The 15,442-nt window shown below is 63.2% G+C and carries 14 protein-coding genes; 9 read left to right on the top strand and 5 right to left on the bottom strand.

Features of this window, described 5'->3' with window-relative positions; all coding sequences use genetic code 11:
• Positions 1-111: 111 nt before the first annotated feature.
• The 5 genes from AC0L2X_RS27560 to AC0L2X_RS27580 all read left to right on the top strand — a co-directional run bounded on the left by AC0L2X_RS27560 (position 112) and on the right by AC0L2X_RS27580 (position 7,044).
• Entirely contained in the window at positions 112-894 is a 783-nt protein-coding gene (locus AC0L2X_RS27560; RefSeq protein WP_473600703.1) for a 3-hydroxybutyrate dehydrogenase, read from the top strand.
• Positions 895-920: 26 nt separating this feature from the next.
• Positions 921-2,051, top strand: coding sequence for a patatin-like phospholipase family protein (locus AC0L2X_RS27565; protein ID WP_023721007.1), 1,131 nt, complete (start codon positions 921-923; stop codon positions 2,049-2,051).
• A 382-nt stretch (positions 2,052-2,433) separates the two neighbouring features.
• Positions 2,434-3,615: an efflux RND transporter periplasmic adaptor subunit gene (locus AC0L2X_RS27570; protein ID WP_473600704.1), complete on the top strand. Its 1,182-nt coding sequence runs from the start codon at positions 2,434-2,436 to the stop codon at positions 3,613-3,615.
• A 2-nt stretch (positions 3,616-3,617) separates the two neighbouring features.
• Positions 3,618-6,794 carry an efflux RND transporter permease subunit gene (locus tag AC0L2X_RS27575; RefSeq protein ID WP_473561488.1) on the top strand — a complete coding sequence of 1,059 codons (3,177 nt, stop codon included), beginning with the start codon at positions 3,618-3,620 and terminating at the stop codon, positions 6,792-6,794.
• A gap of 91 nt (positions 6,795-6,885) precedes the next feature.
• Entirely contained in the window at positions 6,886-7,044 is a 159-nt protein-coding gene (locus AC0L2X_RS27580) for a DUF3309 family protein (RefSeq protein WP_352564626.1), read from the top strand.
• A gap of 64 nt (positions 7,045-7,108) precedes the next feature.
• On the opposite strand, the gene AC0L2X_RS27585 is transcribed toward AC0L2X_RS27580, so the two are convergent.
• Positions 7,109-8,068, bottom strand: coding sequence for an SDR family oxidoreductase (locus tag AC0L2X_RS27585; RefSeq protein WP_473600705.1), 960 nt, complete (start codon positions 8,066-8,068; stop codon positions 7,109-7,111).
• Positions 8,069-8,160: 92 nt separating this feature from the next.
• Here AC0L2X_RS27585 and AC0L2X_RS27590 point away from each other — a divergent pair, with 92 nt between their 5' ends.
• Entirely contained in the window at positions 8,161-9,072 is a 912-nt protein-coding gene (locus AC0L2X_RS27590) for a LysR family transcriptional regulator (protein WP_473600706.1), read from the top strand.
• On the opposite strand, the gene AC0L2X_RS27595 is transcribed toward AC0L2X_RS27590, so the two are convergent.
• The 4 genes from AC0L2X_RS27595 to AC0L2X_RS27610 all read right to left on the bottom strand — a co-directional run bounded on the left by AC0L2X_RS27595 (position 9,030) and on the right by AC0L2X_RS27610 (position 11,964).
• Positions 9,030-10,211, bottom strand: coding sequence for an MFS transporter (locus AC0L2X_RS27595; RefSeq protein WP_473600707.1), 1,182 nt, complete (start codon positions 10,209-10,211; stop codon positions 9,030-9,032). The two genes, AC0L2X_RS27590 and AC0L2X_RS27595, sit on opposite strands and share 43 nt — an antisense overlap.
• Positions 10,212-10,357: 146 nt before the next feature.
• Positions 10,358-10,819, bottom strand: a complete 462-nt coding sequence (locus AC0L2X_RS27600) for a cupin domain-containing protein (RefSeq protein ID WP_473600708.1) — start codon at positions 10,817-10,819, stop codon at positions 10,358-10,360.
• 11 nt (positions 10,820-10,830) lie between these two features.
• Positions 10,831-11,139, bottom strand: a complete 309-nt coding sequence (locus AC0L2X_RS27605; protein WP_292663476.1) for a DUF1244 domain-containing protein — start codon at positions 11,137-11,139, stop codon at positions 10,831-10,833.
• A gap of 27 nt (positions 11,140-11,166) precedes the next feature.
• Positions 11,167-11,964, bottom strand: coding sequence for an N-formylglutamate amidohydrolase (locus AC0L2X_RS27610; protein WP_473600709.1), 798 nt, complete (start codon positions 11,962-11,964; stop codon positions 11,167-11,169).
• Between the two features lie 286 nt (positions 11,965-12,250).
• Between AC0L2X_RS27610 and AC0L2X_RS27615 the strand changes: the two genes are divergently transcribed.
• The 3 genes from AC0L2X_RS27615 to AC0L2X_RS27625 all read left to right on the top strand — a co-directional run bounded on the left by AC0L2X_RS27615 (position 12,251) and on the right by AC0L2X_RS27625 (position 15,425).
• Positions 12,251-12,697 carry a DUF1036 domain-containing protein gene (locus AC0L2X_RS27615; RefSeq protein WP_473505739.1) on the top strand — a complete coding sequence of 149 codons (447 nt, stop codon included), beginning with the start codon at positions 12,251-12,253 and terminating at the stop codon, positions 12,695-12,697.
• Positions 12,694-14,124, top strand: coding sequence for a pyruvate kinase (pyk, locus tag AC0L2X_RS27620; protein ID WP_473600710.1), 1,431 nt, complete (start codon positions 12,694-12,696; stop codon positions 14,122-14,124). Before AC0L2X_RS27615 ends, pyk begins: the two co-directional genes overlap by 4 nt.
• Positions 14,125-14,342: 218 nt before the next feature.
• Positions 14,343-15,425: an NAD(P)H-dependent flavin oxidoreductase gene (locus AC0L2X_RS27625; protein WP_473600711.1), complete on the top strand. Its 1,083-nt coding sequence runs from the start codon at positions 14,343-14,345 to the stop codon at positions 15,423-15,425.
• Positions 15,426-15,442: the final 17 nt, after the last annotated feature.

The raw sequence follows: 15,442 nt of genomic DNA on the forward strand, positions 1-15,442 counted from the left end.
AAAATTTCATGTCATTGCTCCACACATCCGCTGTTCTTGGGTGACAGAGAACCTATATGCTGCAGTGCAGCATGGTTCCACGGGAGCCCGCCTCGAAAGGAATAAGCCGCCTTGACCGCTAGAAAAACCGCCATCGTCACCGGTTCAACCTCGGGCATCGGCCTGGCCATTGCCCACGCACTCGCGGCCGAAGGCTGCAACATCGTCGTCAATTCCTTTTCCGACACCGCCGACGACCACGCCATCGCCGACGCGATCGCGAAGCACCACAAGGTGAAGACCGTCTACGTCAAGGCCGACATGTCGAAGCCGGCCGAGTGCCGGGCTTTGGTGGCGAAGGCAGCCGAGACATTCGGCTCGGTCGACATCCTGGTCAACAATGCCGGCATCCAGCATGTCGCGCCGGTTGAAAGCTTCCCGATCGAGAAGTGGGATGCGATCATCGCCATCAACCTGTCATCGGCCTTCCATACGATCGCCGCCGCCATCCCGTTGATGAAGCAAGCCGGTGGCGGCCGGATCGTCAACGTCGCCTCGGCCCACGGCCTGGTCGCCTCGCCGTTCAAGTCGGCTTACGTCTCGGCCAAACATGGTATTATGGGCTTGACCAAGACTGTCGCCCTGGAGCTGGCGCGCGACAAGATCACCTGCAATGCCATTTGTCCGGGCTATGTGTTGACACCGCTGGTCGAGGCGCAGATCCCCGACCAGATGAAGGCCAACAAGATGGACCGCGAGACGGTGGTCCGTGAGGTCATGCTCGAAAAGCAACCGACCAAGGAGTTCGTCACCGTCGAGCAGGTTGCGGCGGCCGCGGCGTTCCTATGCTCGGATGAGGCGGCGCAGATCAACGGCACGCACATCTCTGTCGACGGCGGCTGGACCGCTCAGTGAGCCTTCCAGCGGTCAAGGGCCACGCCATGCCGAAAAACGGCAAGGCGGAAGAGCCAAAGAAGATCAACATCGCGCTGCAAGGCGGCGGTTCGCACGGGGCATTTTCCTGGGGCGTGCTCGATCGGCTGCTCGAGGACGGGCGCCTCGATATAACGGCGGTTTCGGGCACCAGTGCCGGCGCCATGAATGCCGTGGCGCTGGCCGACGGCTTTGTCCGCGGCGGGGTCGAGGGCGCGCGGCGGAAGCTCGATGATTTCTGGCGTGCGGTGGCGGCAAAGGGCCGCTTCAGCCCGGTGCAGCGCATGCCTTGGGACGTCGCCTGGGGCAATTGGTCGATCGAGAACACGCCCGGCTATTTCCTGTTCGATACGATGTCTCGGGTATTTTCGCCCTATGTCGCCAATCCGCTCGCCATCAATCCGCTGCGCGACGTGGTCGAACGTGAGATCGATTTCGACAATGTGCGCGCCTGCAAGTCGATGGAACTGTTCATTTCCGCCACCAATGTCGAGACCGGCCAGTTGCGGGTCTTCTCGGACGGCGAGATCGACCTCGACACGGTGATGGCGTCGGCCTGCCTGCCGCAATTGTTCCGTGCCGTCGAGATCAAGGGCGTGCCCTATTGGGATGGCGGTTATGGCGGCAACCCGGCACTGTTCCCGTTCTTCAAGACCGCGGCCACTGAGGACGTGCTTTTGGTGCAGATCAATCCGGTGGTCCGCGAGGGGACGCCGAAGAGCGCCAATGAGATCCAGAACCGCATCGACGAGATCACCTTCAATGCCGGGCTGTTGCGCGAATTCCGCTCGATCGCCTTCGTCAAGGAATTGATCGCCGCCGGCCGATTGCCGCACGGCGAATATCGCGACATCCGCATGCACCGCATCGATGCCGACGAAGCGTTCAAGGATCTGTCGGCATCGTCCAAGGTCAATGCCGAATGGGCGTTCCTTGCCTATCTGCGGGACCTCGGCCGCACCGCAGCCAGTGACTGGCTGGAAGAAAATTATGACGCCGTCGGCAAGCGGCCGACGATCGATCTGTCCGGCGAGCTCGACGACGGCTTGAAGCCGGTGCGCGGGCCGGCGCCGGGCCGGAGGGTCAAGGAATTTCTTGCGGCGCGCAAGCAGCCCGAGGCCGCCCGCCGTCCGGCCTAGAACGGTTCATCGCTGCACGGAAACGCCGAACCGCTCTATTTTTTTGTTTTGACGCAATTCCGACGGAAAACCGTTTCACACATTTTCTGGAATTGCTCTGGCTCCTCCGCAAAGCAGATGACATCGCAATCTGTCCAATCATCCTGACACTTGCTGCCATACCGCTGTTTTGGCGATCAACAGCCGATGCTGCAGCCGCATCTTTGCGGACAAAGCAACAATCCATCAACTTTTCTGACTATATTGCGACGCAACTTTGAGGTAGAAGCGCGCTTCGCCGATCACGGCAATTTGAATACGGCCTCGCGCGCACCCATATCGGCGACGCGCCCCAAGTAGAAGATGCGGCCTGGCCGAACCCCGCGCACTGGAAAAAATGACGATGCCGAAATTCAGGTTTCACAAGCTTGCAGCCATTGTTGTGCTTATCGGGTTCGCCGGCTGGATGGCGACAGGCGAATTCTCGTCCGTCGGCAGCGCATCCGCCGACAACAAGCCCAAGTCAGGAGAGGTCGACCAGCCCAAGGCCGCCGACGCAGCCAAGCCGGGGACTGCCGGGGCGGAACAGCCCAAGGCGCCCTTGCGCACGGTCGCGGTCATAACCCCGCCACGGCGCACCTATGCACGCGCTATCCGCATTTCCGGACTGACCGAAGCCGATAAGCGCGCCGTCCTGGCGACACGCGTCGCCGGCGTCATCGACAAGCTGCCGGTCAAGCAGGGTCAGCACGTCAAGACCGGCGACCTGATCCTGATGCTTGCCGCCGAGGAAAAAATCTCGGCGGTCGACAACGCCAAGCAGCTTGTCGTGCAACGTGAGGCAGAGCTGGCTGCTGCCCTGCGGCTGATGAAAACCGGCAACCTGCCGACGCTGCAGCTCGATACGGCCCGCTCCAACCTGTCGCTGGCCAAGTCGCAACTGGACGCCGCGCAAGCTGAGCTCGACCGCAATGAGGTGAAGGCGCCCTTCGACGGCGTTATCGACCGGGTGCCGGTGGAGCTTGGCAGTTCGGTGATGCAGGGCGGCGAGGTGGCTACCATTCTCAGCCTCGACCCGGTGGTTGCACGCGGCGAAGTCAGTGAACGCGATCTCGGCTATCTGAAGATCGGCGACAAGGCAAATGTTCGTCTGGTCAGCGGTCAGAATGTCGAAGGCGTCGTCCGCTACATCAGCCGGGATGCATCGTCGGCAACCCGTACCTTCCGGGTCGAAGTCGCCATCCCCAACGCCGATGGTTCCGTACCGGCCGGCATGACGGCCGAAATCGCGCTCAGCGCCCAGCCGACCGACGCCGTGATGCTGCCGCGCTCGGTGGTGACGCTCGGCGACAAGGGCGACCTCGGCATCCGCGCCGTCGACAAGGACGACAAGGTCGTGTTCTTCCCGATCGACCTGGTCGACGACACGCCGACCGGCCTGGTGCTCGGCGGCATTCCGGCCGACGCCCGCATCATCGTCGCCGGCCAGGAGCTGGTGAAGGAGGGCGAAGTGGTCAAGCCGGTCGAGGCCGACCAGGCGACCATTCAAAAGCTGTTGGGCGAAGCGACGACCGGGACGCAGTAATCATGGACATCGTCAAACTTGCAATCAGCAATGCCCGGCTGACCATTGCGGTCCTGGTCTTTCTCATCGTTGCCGGTGCGGTCGCCTACCAGTCGACGCCGAAGGAAGCGGAACCCGACGTCCCGATTCCGATGATGTATGTCAGCCTGATCTACCAGGGCATCTCGCCGGAAGACTCCGAACGCCTCCTGCTGCGGCCGATGGAAGCCAAGCTGAAGAGCCTGAAGGGCTTGAAGGAGATGCGCTCGGCCGCCTTCCAGGGCGGCGGTTATGTGCTGGTCGAATTCCAGCCACAGACGGATCTCGCCACCGCGCTGCAGGACACGCGCAGCAAGGTGCAGGACGGCAAGGCCGACCTGCCGCAAGCGGCTGAGGAGCCCGTGGTCTCCGAGGTCAACATCTCCGAATTCCCCGTCCTTGTCGTGACGCTGTCGGGCGAGGTGCCCGAGCGCGTGCTGACGGCGGCGGCGCGCGAGCTGCGCGACCGCATCGAGGAAGTGCCTGGCGTGCTCGAGGGCTCGCTGCAGGGTGCCCGCGACGACCTCGTCGAAGTGGTCATCGATCCGATGAAGCTGTCTTCCTACGGGCTGCAGCTCGACCAGTTGATCGGTGCGGTCGGCGCTTCCAACAGTCTTGTCGCGGCCGGCAACATCGAAGGGTCCGAGGGCAAATACGCGGTCAAGGTGCCCTCGCTTATCGAGACGCCAGAGGATGTGGCGGCGCTTCCGGTCGTCGCCGGCCCCAATGCGGTGGTGCAGGCCAAGGATATCGCCACGATCCGCTCGACCTTCAAGGACGCCGAGACGGTTACCCGCCTCGACGGCAAGCCGGCGATTGCCATCGAGGTGAAGAAGCGCATCGGCTCCAACCTGATCGATACGATTGGCAAGGTCAGGGAGGTGTCCGACGCCTTCATCAAGACGATGCCGGAGGGCATGCACGTCACCTACACGCAAGACAAGTCCGTCTTCGTGAACCAGTTGCTCGGCGATTTGCAGAACCACGTGATGATCGCCGTCATCCTGGTGTTCATCGTCATTCTCTATGCGCTGTCTGGCCGTGCCTCGCTGCTGATCGGATTGGCCATCCCCTCATCCTTCCTGATCGGCATCCTGTTGCTGGCGATGATGGGCTACACGATCAACATGATCGTGCTGTTCAGCCTCATCCTGGCGGTCGGCATGCTGGTCGACGACGCCATCATCGTCACCGAATTCGCCGAGCGACGCATGAGCGAGGGCATGCCGAAGGAGCAAGCGTTCGCGCTTGCCGCCAAGCGCATGGCCGGCCCGGTCATCGCGGCGACGATGACGCGCATTGCCGCCTTCTCGCCGCTGTTGTTCTGGCCGGGCATCATCGGCGACTTCATGAAATATATGCCGATCACGCTGATCGTGACGCTCTCGGCCTCGATGCTCTATGCGCTGGTCTTCGCGCCGACGCTGGGCGCGATATTCGCCAAGGCGCCGGCCCATCACCCCGACGACAATCGCGACGGCTGGTACATGGCCGTGGTCAAGCAGGCGGTGCATTATCCCATCACCGTGCTTGTCCTCACCGTGGCGCTGTTGTTCGGCGTCGGCTACGCCTATTCGAAATTCGGCGCCGGCGTCGAATTCTTCCCGAATGTCGAGCCTGACTACGGCCTGCTCTATGTCCACGCCCGCGGCAATCTTTCGCTTGCCGAAATGGACGCGGCCACCAAGACGGCGGAAAACCGGCTGCTCGGCTGGCCGGGCGTGAAGTCCGTCTATACCCGTGTCGGCAAGACGCAGGGCGGCGGCCAGGACGTTCCGGAAGACGTGGTCGGCGTGATCCAGTACGAATTCGTCGACTGGCGCGAGCGCAAATCGGCGAACTCAATCCTGGACGAACTGCGCGGCGTGATGGCCGGCATCCCCGGTGTCGACGTCGAGGTTCGCGTGCCGGAAGCCGGCCCGCCCACCGGCAAGCCGATCCAGATCAGGCTTTCGGCCGTCGATCCAAAGGGCCTTGACGACAAGGCCCGCGCCGTTGCCGCGCGCATTGCCAAGGTGCCCGGCGTCATCGATATTTCCGACGGTCTGGCGCCGCCCGGCGTCGACTGGGCGCTCGAGGTCGATCGCGCCAAGGCCGCGCAGTACGGCATCAGCCCGACCGCGGTCGGAACGGTGGTGCAACTGGTGACCAACGGGCTGAAGCTCAGCGAGTACCGGCCCGCAGGCGCCGATGATGCCGTCGACATCAGACTGCGCCTGCCCGAGGATCGGCGCACGCTGTCGACGCTCGACGAACTCAGGGTGCAGACAGCGCAAGGCTCGGTGCCGATCTCGAACTTCGTCGTGCGCAAGCCGGAGCCGACGGTCGGTATCCTCAACCGCATCGACGGTGCGCGAACGGTGGTCGTCCAGGCCAACGTCGCTGCCGGCGCCCAGGTGGCTGCCGTCCAGCAGGAGGTCACCAAGGCTGTCGCAGACATGAACCTCGGCAGCGGCATTCGCTGGAAGCTTGCCGGCTCGAATGAGGACAGCGCGGAGGCCGGTGCCTTCCTCAGCAAAGCCTTCGGTGCGGCGATCTTCCTGATCTTCATCGTGCTTCTGGCGCAGTTCAACAAGTTCACCAGCGTCTGGCTGGTGCTGTCCTGCGTGGTCATGGCGACGATCGGCGTGTTCCTCGGGCTGCTGCTGACAGGCGAGGCGTTCGGCATCGTCATGTCGGGCATCGGCGTCATCGCGCTGGCCGGTGTGGTGGTGAACAACAACATCGTGCTGATCGACACCTACGACCGGTTGCGTGAAGAGGGCTGGGACAAATACGAAGCCGTTCTGCAGACCTGCCGCGAACGCGCCCGTCCGGTGGTGCTGACGGCGGTGTCGGCGATCCTCGGCGTGCTGCCGATCGCCTTCGGCCTCGGCCTTGAAATCTTCCATCACGAGACGACGATCAACGCGCCGTCGACGCAATGGTGGATTTCGCTGTCCTCGGCGATCGTCTTCGGGCTGTCCTTCGCCACCGTGCTGACGCTGGTGGTGACGCCGTCGATGCTGATGGTGTTCACTCGCGCCAAGCTCAAACCCGGTGCGCGTCGTGGCTGGTTCAGTCGTCTGTTTGGGCGTCGCAAGGCCGACATCCCGTCGAAAGGCCCGGACGCCGATCTGGGCGCCGAACCGGCGATCGCCTTCCCGAAGGCCGCCGAATAGAGTCGGATCCTGATCAAGCAAGGCCGCCCTGGAACAATGGGCGGCCTTCTGCATTGTTCCGTCATTGCAACCTCAAAGCGAGGATTTTCTGATGACGATCAGCACCATTCTCGTCATTATTCTTATTCTTATCCTGATCGGCGCGGTTCCGGCGTGGCCGCATTCCCGGTCTTGGGGTTATGGACCATCCGGTATCGTCGGCGTCATCCTGATCGTTGTCCTGGTGCTGCTGTTGATGGGCCGGATCTGAGCGTAACCTCTCTCCCGAACCGCGGCGGATGACCATCTGGCCATCCGCCTTTTTTGGTTTGTTGTTAGGCAACTTTTTGCGTCGTCTTGAGCGTGGCGATGCCGATATCCTCGAGCGCTTCCGACACTGCATCTTCCAGCGGCGTGTGCGGGATCGTACCGATAACGCTTTCCAGCCTGCCTGAAACGAGCCGGTGCGGCTCGAAGCGGAGATAGGACATCGAAACGATCTCGCGCCACATGGCCACGAACGGGCTGCCGGCGCGCAGCACCCACCACGGCATCATCGTCAGTTTCAACGTGCGCCCGAGCGCCTTCTCCGCGGCCGCCTTGATCGCCAGATCGGTCACCGCATGGCCGGGAAAGTTCAGCGCCTGGTAGAAGCCGAGCTTGTCGAGATTGTCAGCCAATCCGACGAAAGCCTTGGCCAGGTCGGGCAGATAGGCCCATTCATGCACGAGATCGACCGGTCCCGGTGCCGTATAGATACCCTTAGTCATCTTGGCGGCAACAACCAGATCGAACCACGATCCGCTGCCGGTACCACCGAAGAAATCACCGGCGCGCAGCAGGATCGTGCGCACCCGACCCGCGTCGGCCTCGCGGCGAAACAGGTCCTCCATGGCGACGCGGATGCGGCCCTTTTCCGTCGTCGGGCGAAACGGCGTGTCATCAGTGATCACCGCCGGCATCGGCGAGCCGTAATTGTAAACGGTGCCCGGGAAGAGATGCAGTGCGCCATTCGCCCGGCAGGCAGCCATGACGTTCTCGGCCATCGGCAGGCATTTGCTCCAGTCGGTGTAGAGCGGGTTGAGGCCGTTGAAAATGATATCGACGCCTTCGGTCGCGCGGATCAGCGCAGCATGGTCGAGCGCGTCGCCGGCGATCGCCGTGGCGCCTTTGAGTTCCGCCGGCACCTTGCCGCTGCGGGTGACGGCACGGACATCGTAGCCGGCATTGATGAAGGCCTTGGCCACCGTGCGGCCGAGCCGGCCATTGGCGCCGAGAATTGCGATCTTGGTCATTGTTCGTCTCCGTGTTTGCGTATGACCCAATGTGATTTCTTCGCAAACGAATGGAAATTGACTAAAGCTGGCGATCTGATATTCAATTTTGAATGGACATAGACTGGAACTTGATCAAAAGTTTCGTCACGGTGGCGGAGACCGGCAGCCTGTCGGCGGCCGCGCGAAAACTTGCCGCGAGCCAGCCGACGCTCGGCCGCCACATCACCGAGTTGGAACAGGCGCTCGGTGTCACCCTGTTCCGGCGCGGGCGGCGCGGCTATGCGCTCACGGAAGTGGGCAGCACGCTCTTTGAGCGGGGCCGCGCGGTGAGCGAGCAGGCGAGCGCCTTTTCTCTGATGGCGCTGGGATCGGTCGAGGCGATCGAGGGTACGGTGCGCATTGCCGCCAGCGAAGTGGTGGCGGCCTATGTGCTGCCGGAAATGACTGCGCGGCTTGGGATCGAGGAGCCCGGCGTCGAGGTCGAGATCGTCGCGTCGAACCAGGTCGAGAATCTGCTGCGTCGCGACGCAGACATTGCCATCCGCATGGTCAAGCCGGCGCAGAATGAACTGGTCGCGCGCAAGGTGACCGATATTCCGCTCCGCGCCTGTGCGGCAAAATCCTACCTCGACCGGCGTGGCCGTCCGCGCGAGGCCCGCGATCTGGTCGACCACGATCTGGTCGGCTTCGACCGCAGCGATGGGATCATTCGCGGCTTCGCCCAATTCGGCGTGCCGCTCACCCGCAATGCCTTCCGCTTCAGGACCGACAATCAGATGGTGCTTTGGGAAGCGGTGCGGGCGGGAAACGGCATCGGCTTTGGCCAGGAGCCGCTGGCTGAGCGCGATGCGCTGGTGGAAACCGTGCTGCCGGACCTCCCGCTGCCGATGCTGCCGGTGTGGTTGGCCATGCACCGCGACGTGCGTACCAGCGTGCGCATCCGCCGCGTCGCGGATTTCCTCTACGAGGAGTTGAAGCGCTACTCGGCTGGCGCGGCCTCGGCAGAAAATTCGGCGCGGTGAGCGAGGCCGGCCATCAACAGCACGAGGATCAGCAGCCCGGACAGGGCGACGAAGATCGGGCCGAAGCTCGAATGCTCGGCGATAAAGCCGATCGCCGACGGCGCTACCAGAATGCCTGAGTAGCCCATTGTGGTGACGACGCTCATGCCGGTGCCCGACGACATGCCTTCCTGGTTGCCGCCGGCCGAAAAAATGATCGGCACCATGTTGGCAATACCGAGGCCGCAAAAGGCGAAGGCGGCAATGGCCAGCCACGGCGAGGGCGCCAACCCTGCCACCAGCATGCCGGCTGCGGCGGCAAGGGCAGAGGCACGCAACGTCGTAACGGCACCGAAACGGTTACGGACGCCGTCGCCAAGGAAGCGCATGACGGCCATGACACCGGAAAAGGCCGCGTAGGCCAGGCCAGCAATGGCAAGATCGGCGCCGAGCTCCTGCTTGAGATACAGCGCCGCCCAGTCGAGCACCGCACCTTCGGAGATCATCGTCAGCAGCGCCATCAGCCCGACCAGATAGACCAGCGGGTTTGCCGGCAGCGCGAATTTGTGGTGCTCGGCGACTGGGTGCTTGTCCTCGGCGATCAGGTAGCGGATCGCTACGGCGATGACGGCAAAGGCAAGAGCCGTCACCACTGTCGCATGGGCGAGGTGACCGTAGTTCTGGATGGCGAACCCGCCCAAAGCGCCGCCAGCGAAACCGCCAAGGCTCCAGAAGCCGTGTGAGGACGACATGATGGCACGGGACAGCCGCCGTTCGACTGCCACTGCATTGGCATTCATGGCGACGTCCATGCCGCCGATCGAACCGCCGAAGATGAACATGGCGACGGCTGCAAGGGGCACGTTGGGGGCCAGAGCCACGACCAAAAGGCCGAAGCTGCCGGCAAGTCCGAACCAGCGCAGCACCGTGCGCGAGCCATGCTTCGAGATCAGATGGCCGCACCAGGTCATGGCGGTGACGGCGCCGGCGCCGAACAACAGAATCAGCAGGCCGAGCGTGAACTTGCTGATGTCCAGCCGGGTCAGGAACACCGGGATCTGCGGCGCCCAGCTGCCGGTCAGGAAGCCATTGGCGAGGAAGATGCCGGCCACTGCCCAGCGTCCACGAATCGCGGTCTGCGTGATTTTCTGCGCGTCCATCGGGTAGAATCCGGTCCGGAAATGGCTTTGCGCGGCAAATTAGATCGATTCAATTCACAGTCAAGCGCTCTTCGCCGAAAGTGCTTGGACCAGGCGCTACGTCCTCTCGCGTCGGCCAACCATCTCGGCGGTCCACTCCGAAATCCTTACGGCTCGGGATAAGGCGCGCCATCCTTGTGCACAAACCGGCCGTCGGCGTTGGTGCTCATCATGTCAATGTCGGAGCAGGTGGTGACGTCGTCGGGCCCGCGCGAACCGACTTCAAGATAGATCGCCATCGCGCCCGATTTGTTGATCATGTGATGACCGTTGCCTGAGCCTTTCGGAAAGGCCGCGCAATCACCGGCGCGCAGCACCGTCTCGCCGGCATCTTCGACGAGCGTCAGCTCGCCTTCAAGCACGTAGACGAATTCGTCTTCGTGCGAATGCCAGTGGCGCTGGCTCGACCAGTTGCCCGGCGGCAGGCGCATGAGATTGATGCCGAAGTCGGTGAGCCCGCCTGCGTTGCCCAGCCGCTGCCGCACGCGTTCGGCACAGGGTGCACCGAACGGCGGTGGATAGGATGAGCCCTTGCGTCCGGGCACGTCGGCAACGTCAATCTTAGGCACGGCGTCCTCCCCTAGTGATCCCTGGGGCGTCTTGCCTCGAACTCGGCCTTCTTGGCGTCGGAGGCTTCGACCTGGTTCAGTGCCTGCCACTCGGCATAGGGCATGCCGTAGATGATTTCGCGCGACTGTTCCTTGCTGAGTTCGACACCTTCGGCTTGCGCCGCATCGCGGTACCAGTTGGACAGGCAGTTGCGGCAGAAGCCGGCGAGGTTCATCAGGTCGATGTTCTGTACGTCGGAACGCTCGCGCAGATGCGCGACCAGTCGGCGGAAGGCAGCGGCTTCGAAATCGCGCTTTTGTTCGTCGCTGAGTTCGGTCATGTCCTGTTGGCCTCCCTTGGGCCTCAATCATACCGGCCCGGTGCGCGAGCCGAATATTTTCACAGCATGTATATCGGCACGTCGATCTATCGCGTCAACGATCGGCGCCAGCCGTTCGGCCCAGGCGAGGGCACCCTTGCGGTCGGCGATCAGGTCCTGGCGGATCTCGAGCAGCGCATGGGCAAAGCCGTTGACGATGGCGTGCCTGAACATGGTATCGCCGCGCAACGCGCCGTCATAGGGTTCGTTATCGCCGACGATGAGGCTCTTGTCCTCGGAGAGCATGTCGATCAGCGGCCGCGCCACGCGGTCGTCGAGATCCCACAATATGCCGACATGCCACGGCCGCACGAAGCCCTGCATGGTCGGCGTGAAGGAATGCACCGAAAAGATGAAGGGTGCCTGCGCGGATGCTTGCGCCACAGAGGCGATCATGGCGCCGATGGCATCATGATAGGGGCGGTAAAAACGGTCCAGCCGTCTTTCGCGCTCCTCCGGGGCCATGGGATAATTTCCCGGGATCAAGGTGCCGTCATAGAGCTGGCGAATCAACGTTGGATCGTCTTCGCCGCGATTGGGGTCGATCAGCAGTCGCGAAAAATTGGCAAGCACCGCCGGAACGCCGAGCAGACTTGCGAGTTCGCGGGTTACAGTCTCGACGCCGATGTCGTAGGCGATGTGGCGGTCGAACTCCGCCACGGGCAGGCCAAGGCTGCCATACTCCTCCGGCAGGTCGCGGCGGGCGTGATCGGCCAGAAGAACCATGCCGCGCTTGCGATCGCCTTCGACGATATCGAAAGGCGCGAAAACTGTGGATCGGGTCATTGGCGGGAAAGGTCTGTTCGCTGGCTTCCGGGGAGGGTGGTATCGTCATTCCACGAAGAGAACGCTCGCGCAATGCCGTTGTTTGGCCACGGTTTCTGCCAAAAAACTGAGCAGGGGCGACCGCAAGCGCGCCAGAGCCTTCTAAATCGATTGGAATTGGACAGATCGGCGCGTTGACATGCGTGCGGACTTTTCCGAAAAGGGGCGTTGAGAGATGCAAATGTGGTTCTTGAGGGGTTTTGGGATGGGTTTCGCCGGCAGGCTGCGTGTGCGCCATGCCTTGGCCATGCCGCTCCTGATACCGGCCATGGGCCTTTTCGCGGTGATTTCGGCCTCGCCGGCACGGGCCGATTTCCGGGTCTGCAACGCCACGCAGAACCTGGTTGGTGTCGGCATCGGTTATCGCGCCAAAGCTGGCTGGATCACCGAAGGCTGGTGGCACATCGAAGGATCGAGCTGCAAGACGCTGATCGAGGGACCGTTGTCATCAAGGTTTTACTATCTTTATGCAGAAGACGCCGAGCGCGGCGGACGCTGGGATGGCCCGATCAACATGTGCGTGGCCGAAAAAGAGTTCAAGATCGCCGGCGTTACCGATTGCGTCGCCCGGGGCTTTCAGCGCGCCGGATTCCAGGAATATGACACGGGCGAGCAGGCAAGCTGGATGGTCCAGCTGACTGACGAGCCCGCAACGGATGGCGCTCCAGCCGCCCCGGGAACAAACAGTCAATGAGACGCAGCCGCAAGGTCAAGATCCTCGCCACCATCGGTCCGGCCTCCTCGTCCGAGGAGATGCTGAAGAAGCTGTTCGAAGCCGGCGCCGACGTGTTCCGCATCAATATGAGCCACACCGACCATGAATTGATGCGCACACTTGTCGGCCGCATTCGTGCCGTCGAGGAGGCAGTCGGCCGGCCGATCGGCATTCTCGCCGACCTGCAAGGGCCAAAGCTGCGCGTCGGCAAGTTCGCCAACGGCAAAGAGGTGCTGACCGTGGGCCAGACCTTCACGCTCGACGACAATCCCGAGCCCGGCACTTCGACGAGGGTCTACCTGCCGCATCCCGAAATCCTGCGTTCGGTCGAGGCTGGTCATCGCCTGCTGATCGACGACGGCAAGCTCGAGCTCAAGGCGGTCAGCGGCAACGGCAAGGCGATCGTCTGCACCGTCGTCGCCGGCACGATCATTTCCGACAAGAAGGGCGTCAGCCTGCCCGACACTGACCTGCCGGTCGGCGCGCTGACGGAAAAGGACCGCCGGGATCTCGACGCGGTTCTGGCGACCGGTGTCGACTGGGTGGCGCTGTCCTTCGTGCAGCGGCCCGAGGACCTGGCCGAAGCGCGCAAGATCGCACGCGGCCGGGCGCTTATCATGGCCAAGATCGAAAAGCCGCAGGCCGTCGCCCGGCTGGCCGAGATCATCGAGCTTTCGGATGCGCTGATGGTTGCCCGCGGCGATCTCGGCGTCGAGATGCCGCTCGAAGCCGTGCCTGGCATCCAGAAGCAGATCACCCGCGCTGCGCGCCGCGCTGGCAAGCCGGTGGTGGTCGCCACGCAGATGCTGGAATCGATGATCACCGCGCCGGTGCCGACGCGCGCCGAGGTCTCGGACGTGTCGATCGCGGTGTTTGAAGGCGCCGATGCGATCATGCTGTCGGCGGAGTCCGCCGCCGGCGCCTATCCGGTCGAGGCGGTGGCGATGATGAACCGGATCGCTACCAAGGTCGAAACCGACCCGACCTATGCCGGCATTATCAACGCGCAGCGCTCAGAACCGGAAGCAACCGGAGCCGACGCCATCTCGCTCGCCGCTCGCGAAATAGCCGAGACGCTGAAGCTGTCGGCGATCATCACCTATACCGCGTCCGGCACAACCGGCTTGCGCGCCGCGCGCGAACGGCCGCAAGTGCCGATCGTTGCGCTGTCGCCGATCCTCAACACGGCGCGGCGGCTGTCGCTGTTGTGGGGCACGCATTGCGTCGTTTCTCCCGACGCCATTGACCTCGACGACATGGTCGATCGCGCCTGCCGCATCGCCTTCGACGAAGGCTTCGGCAAGCCGGGCGACCGTGTCATCATCACGGCCGGAGTGCCGCTGAGGACGCCGGGATCGACCAACATGCTGCGCATCGCCTATGTCGGATCGGAAGTCGGCCGCTAACGTCGGCCGCGGCTGCCGGATAGGCCGGCTGCATGGCGCGTCGTAAACACGGCGCCAGCCCGGCGCATCGACGGCAGGTAGATCAGGGTCGACGCCGAACTCCCGCCCGCGTGCATTAGCCTGTGGCCGGCCGCGAGCCGGTTCGGAGCCCCCATCCGACTTGAGCGGGAGGTCAGTTAGGGTAAAATCTCTCCTGGGAGAAAGAGGAGGGTGATCCAATGTGGATGCGCACTGATCTTCTGGAACTCCTCGGCATTGAGCACCCGATAATCCAGGCGCCGATGAGCGGCATCGCCACGCCGGAACTGGCGGCGGCAGTCAGCAATGCCGGGGCGCTTGGCTCGCTCGGATGCGGCATTCTGCCTGCGGCGGCTATCCGCGAGCAACTCACGGCGACGCAGCACGCCACCAATCGTCCGATCAACGTCAACTTCTTTGCGCACCCGCCGCCGGCACGCGATGATGCGGCAGCCCAAAGCATGCGAGACCGCCTTCGCGGCTGCTATGAGGAGGTCGGCCTCGGACCGGTGCCCGAGCCGGGCGAGCCCTTCCCCACCTTCGATCGTGAGCGTCTCGAAATTGTGCTCGAGCTGCGCCCCAAGGTGGTCAGCTTCCACTTCGGCCTGCCCGACACCGCAATTGTGCAGCAGTTGAAGGCCGCCGGCTGTACTGTCTTGTGTTCGGCTACCACTGTCTCGGAAGCGCGCCAGCTTGAGGCAGGAGGGGTGGACGCCATTATCGCCCAGGGATACGAGGCGGGTGGGCATCGCGGCACATTCACTGGCGACCCTGCTATCGGCACTGCCGGCACTATGGCCCTCGTACCGCAGATTGTTGATGCCGTGCGGGTGCCTGTAATTGCCGCCGGCGGTATCTTCGACGGTCGCGGCATTGCTGCCAGCTTTGCACTTGGTGCATCTGGTGTGCAGATCGGCACGGCTTTCCTGGCCTGTCCTGAAGCCAATGTGCAGCCAGTCTATCGCGTAGCATTGCGCTCGGCCAACGACGAGAGCACGTCGGTGACTCGCTGCTTCACTGGCCGCCCAGCGCGCGTGGTGCGCAACCGGTTTGTGATGGAAATGGCTGGTGAGGAAGATGCTGCGCTGGCGTTTCCGCTACAGGCGAGTCTGGTCATGCCGCTTTCGATGGCAAAGGATGAAAGCAAGCGGGCTGATTTCTTGCCCATTTGGGCCGGGCAGGGCGTTGCGAAGCTGCGGGAGATGCCGGCCGCCGCCCTTGTGGAAAAACTCGTCACGGAAGCAAGCGGCGTAGATCGGGCCTATAGGGGAGTAGGGGAGTAGGGGAGTAGGGGAGTAGG

The sequence above is a fragment of the Mesorhizobium sp. WSM4828 genome (genome assembly GCF_055811175.1).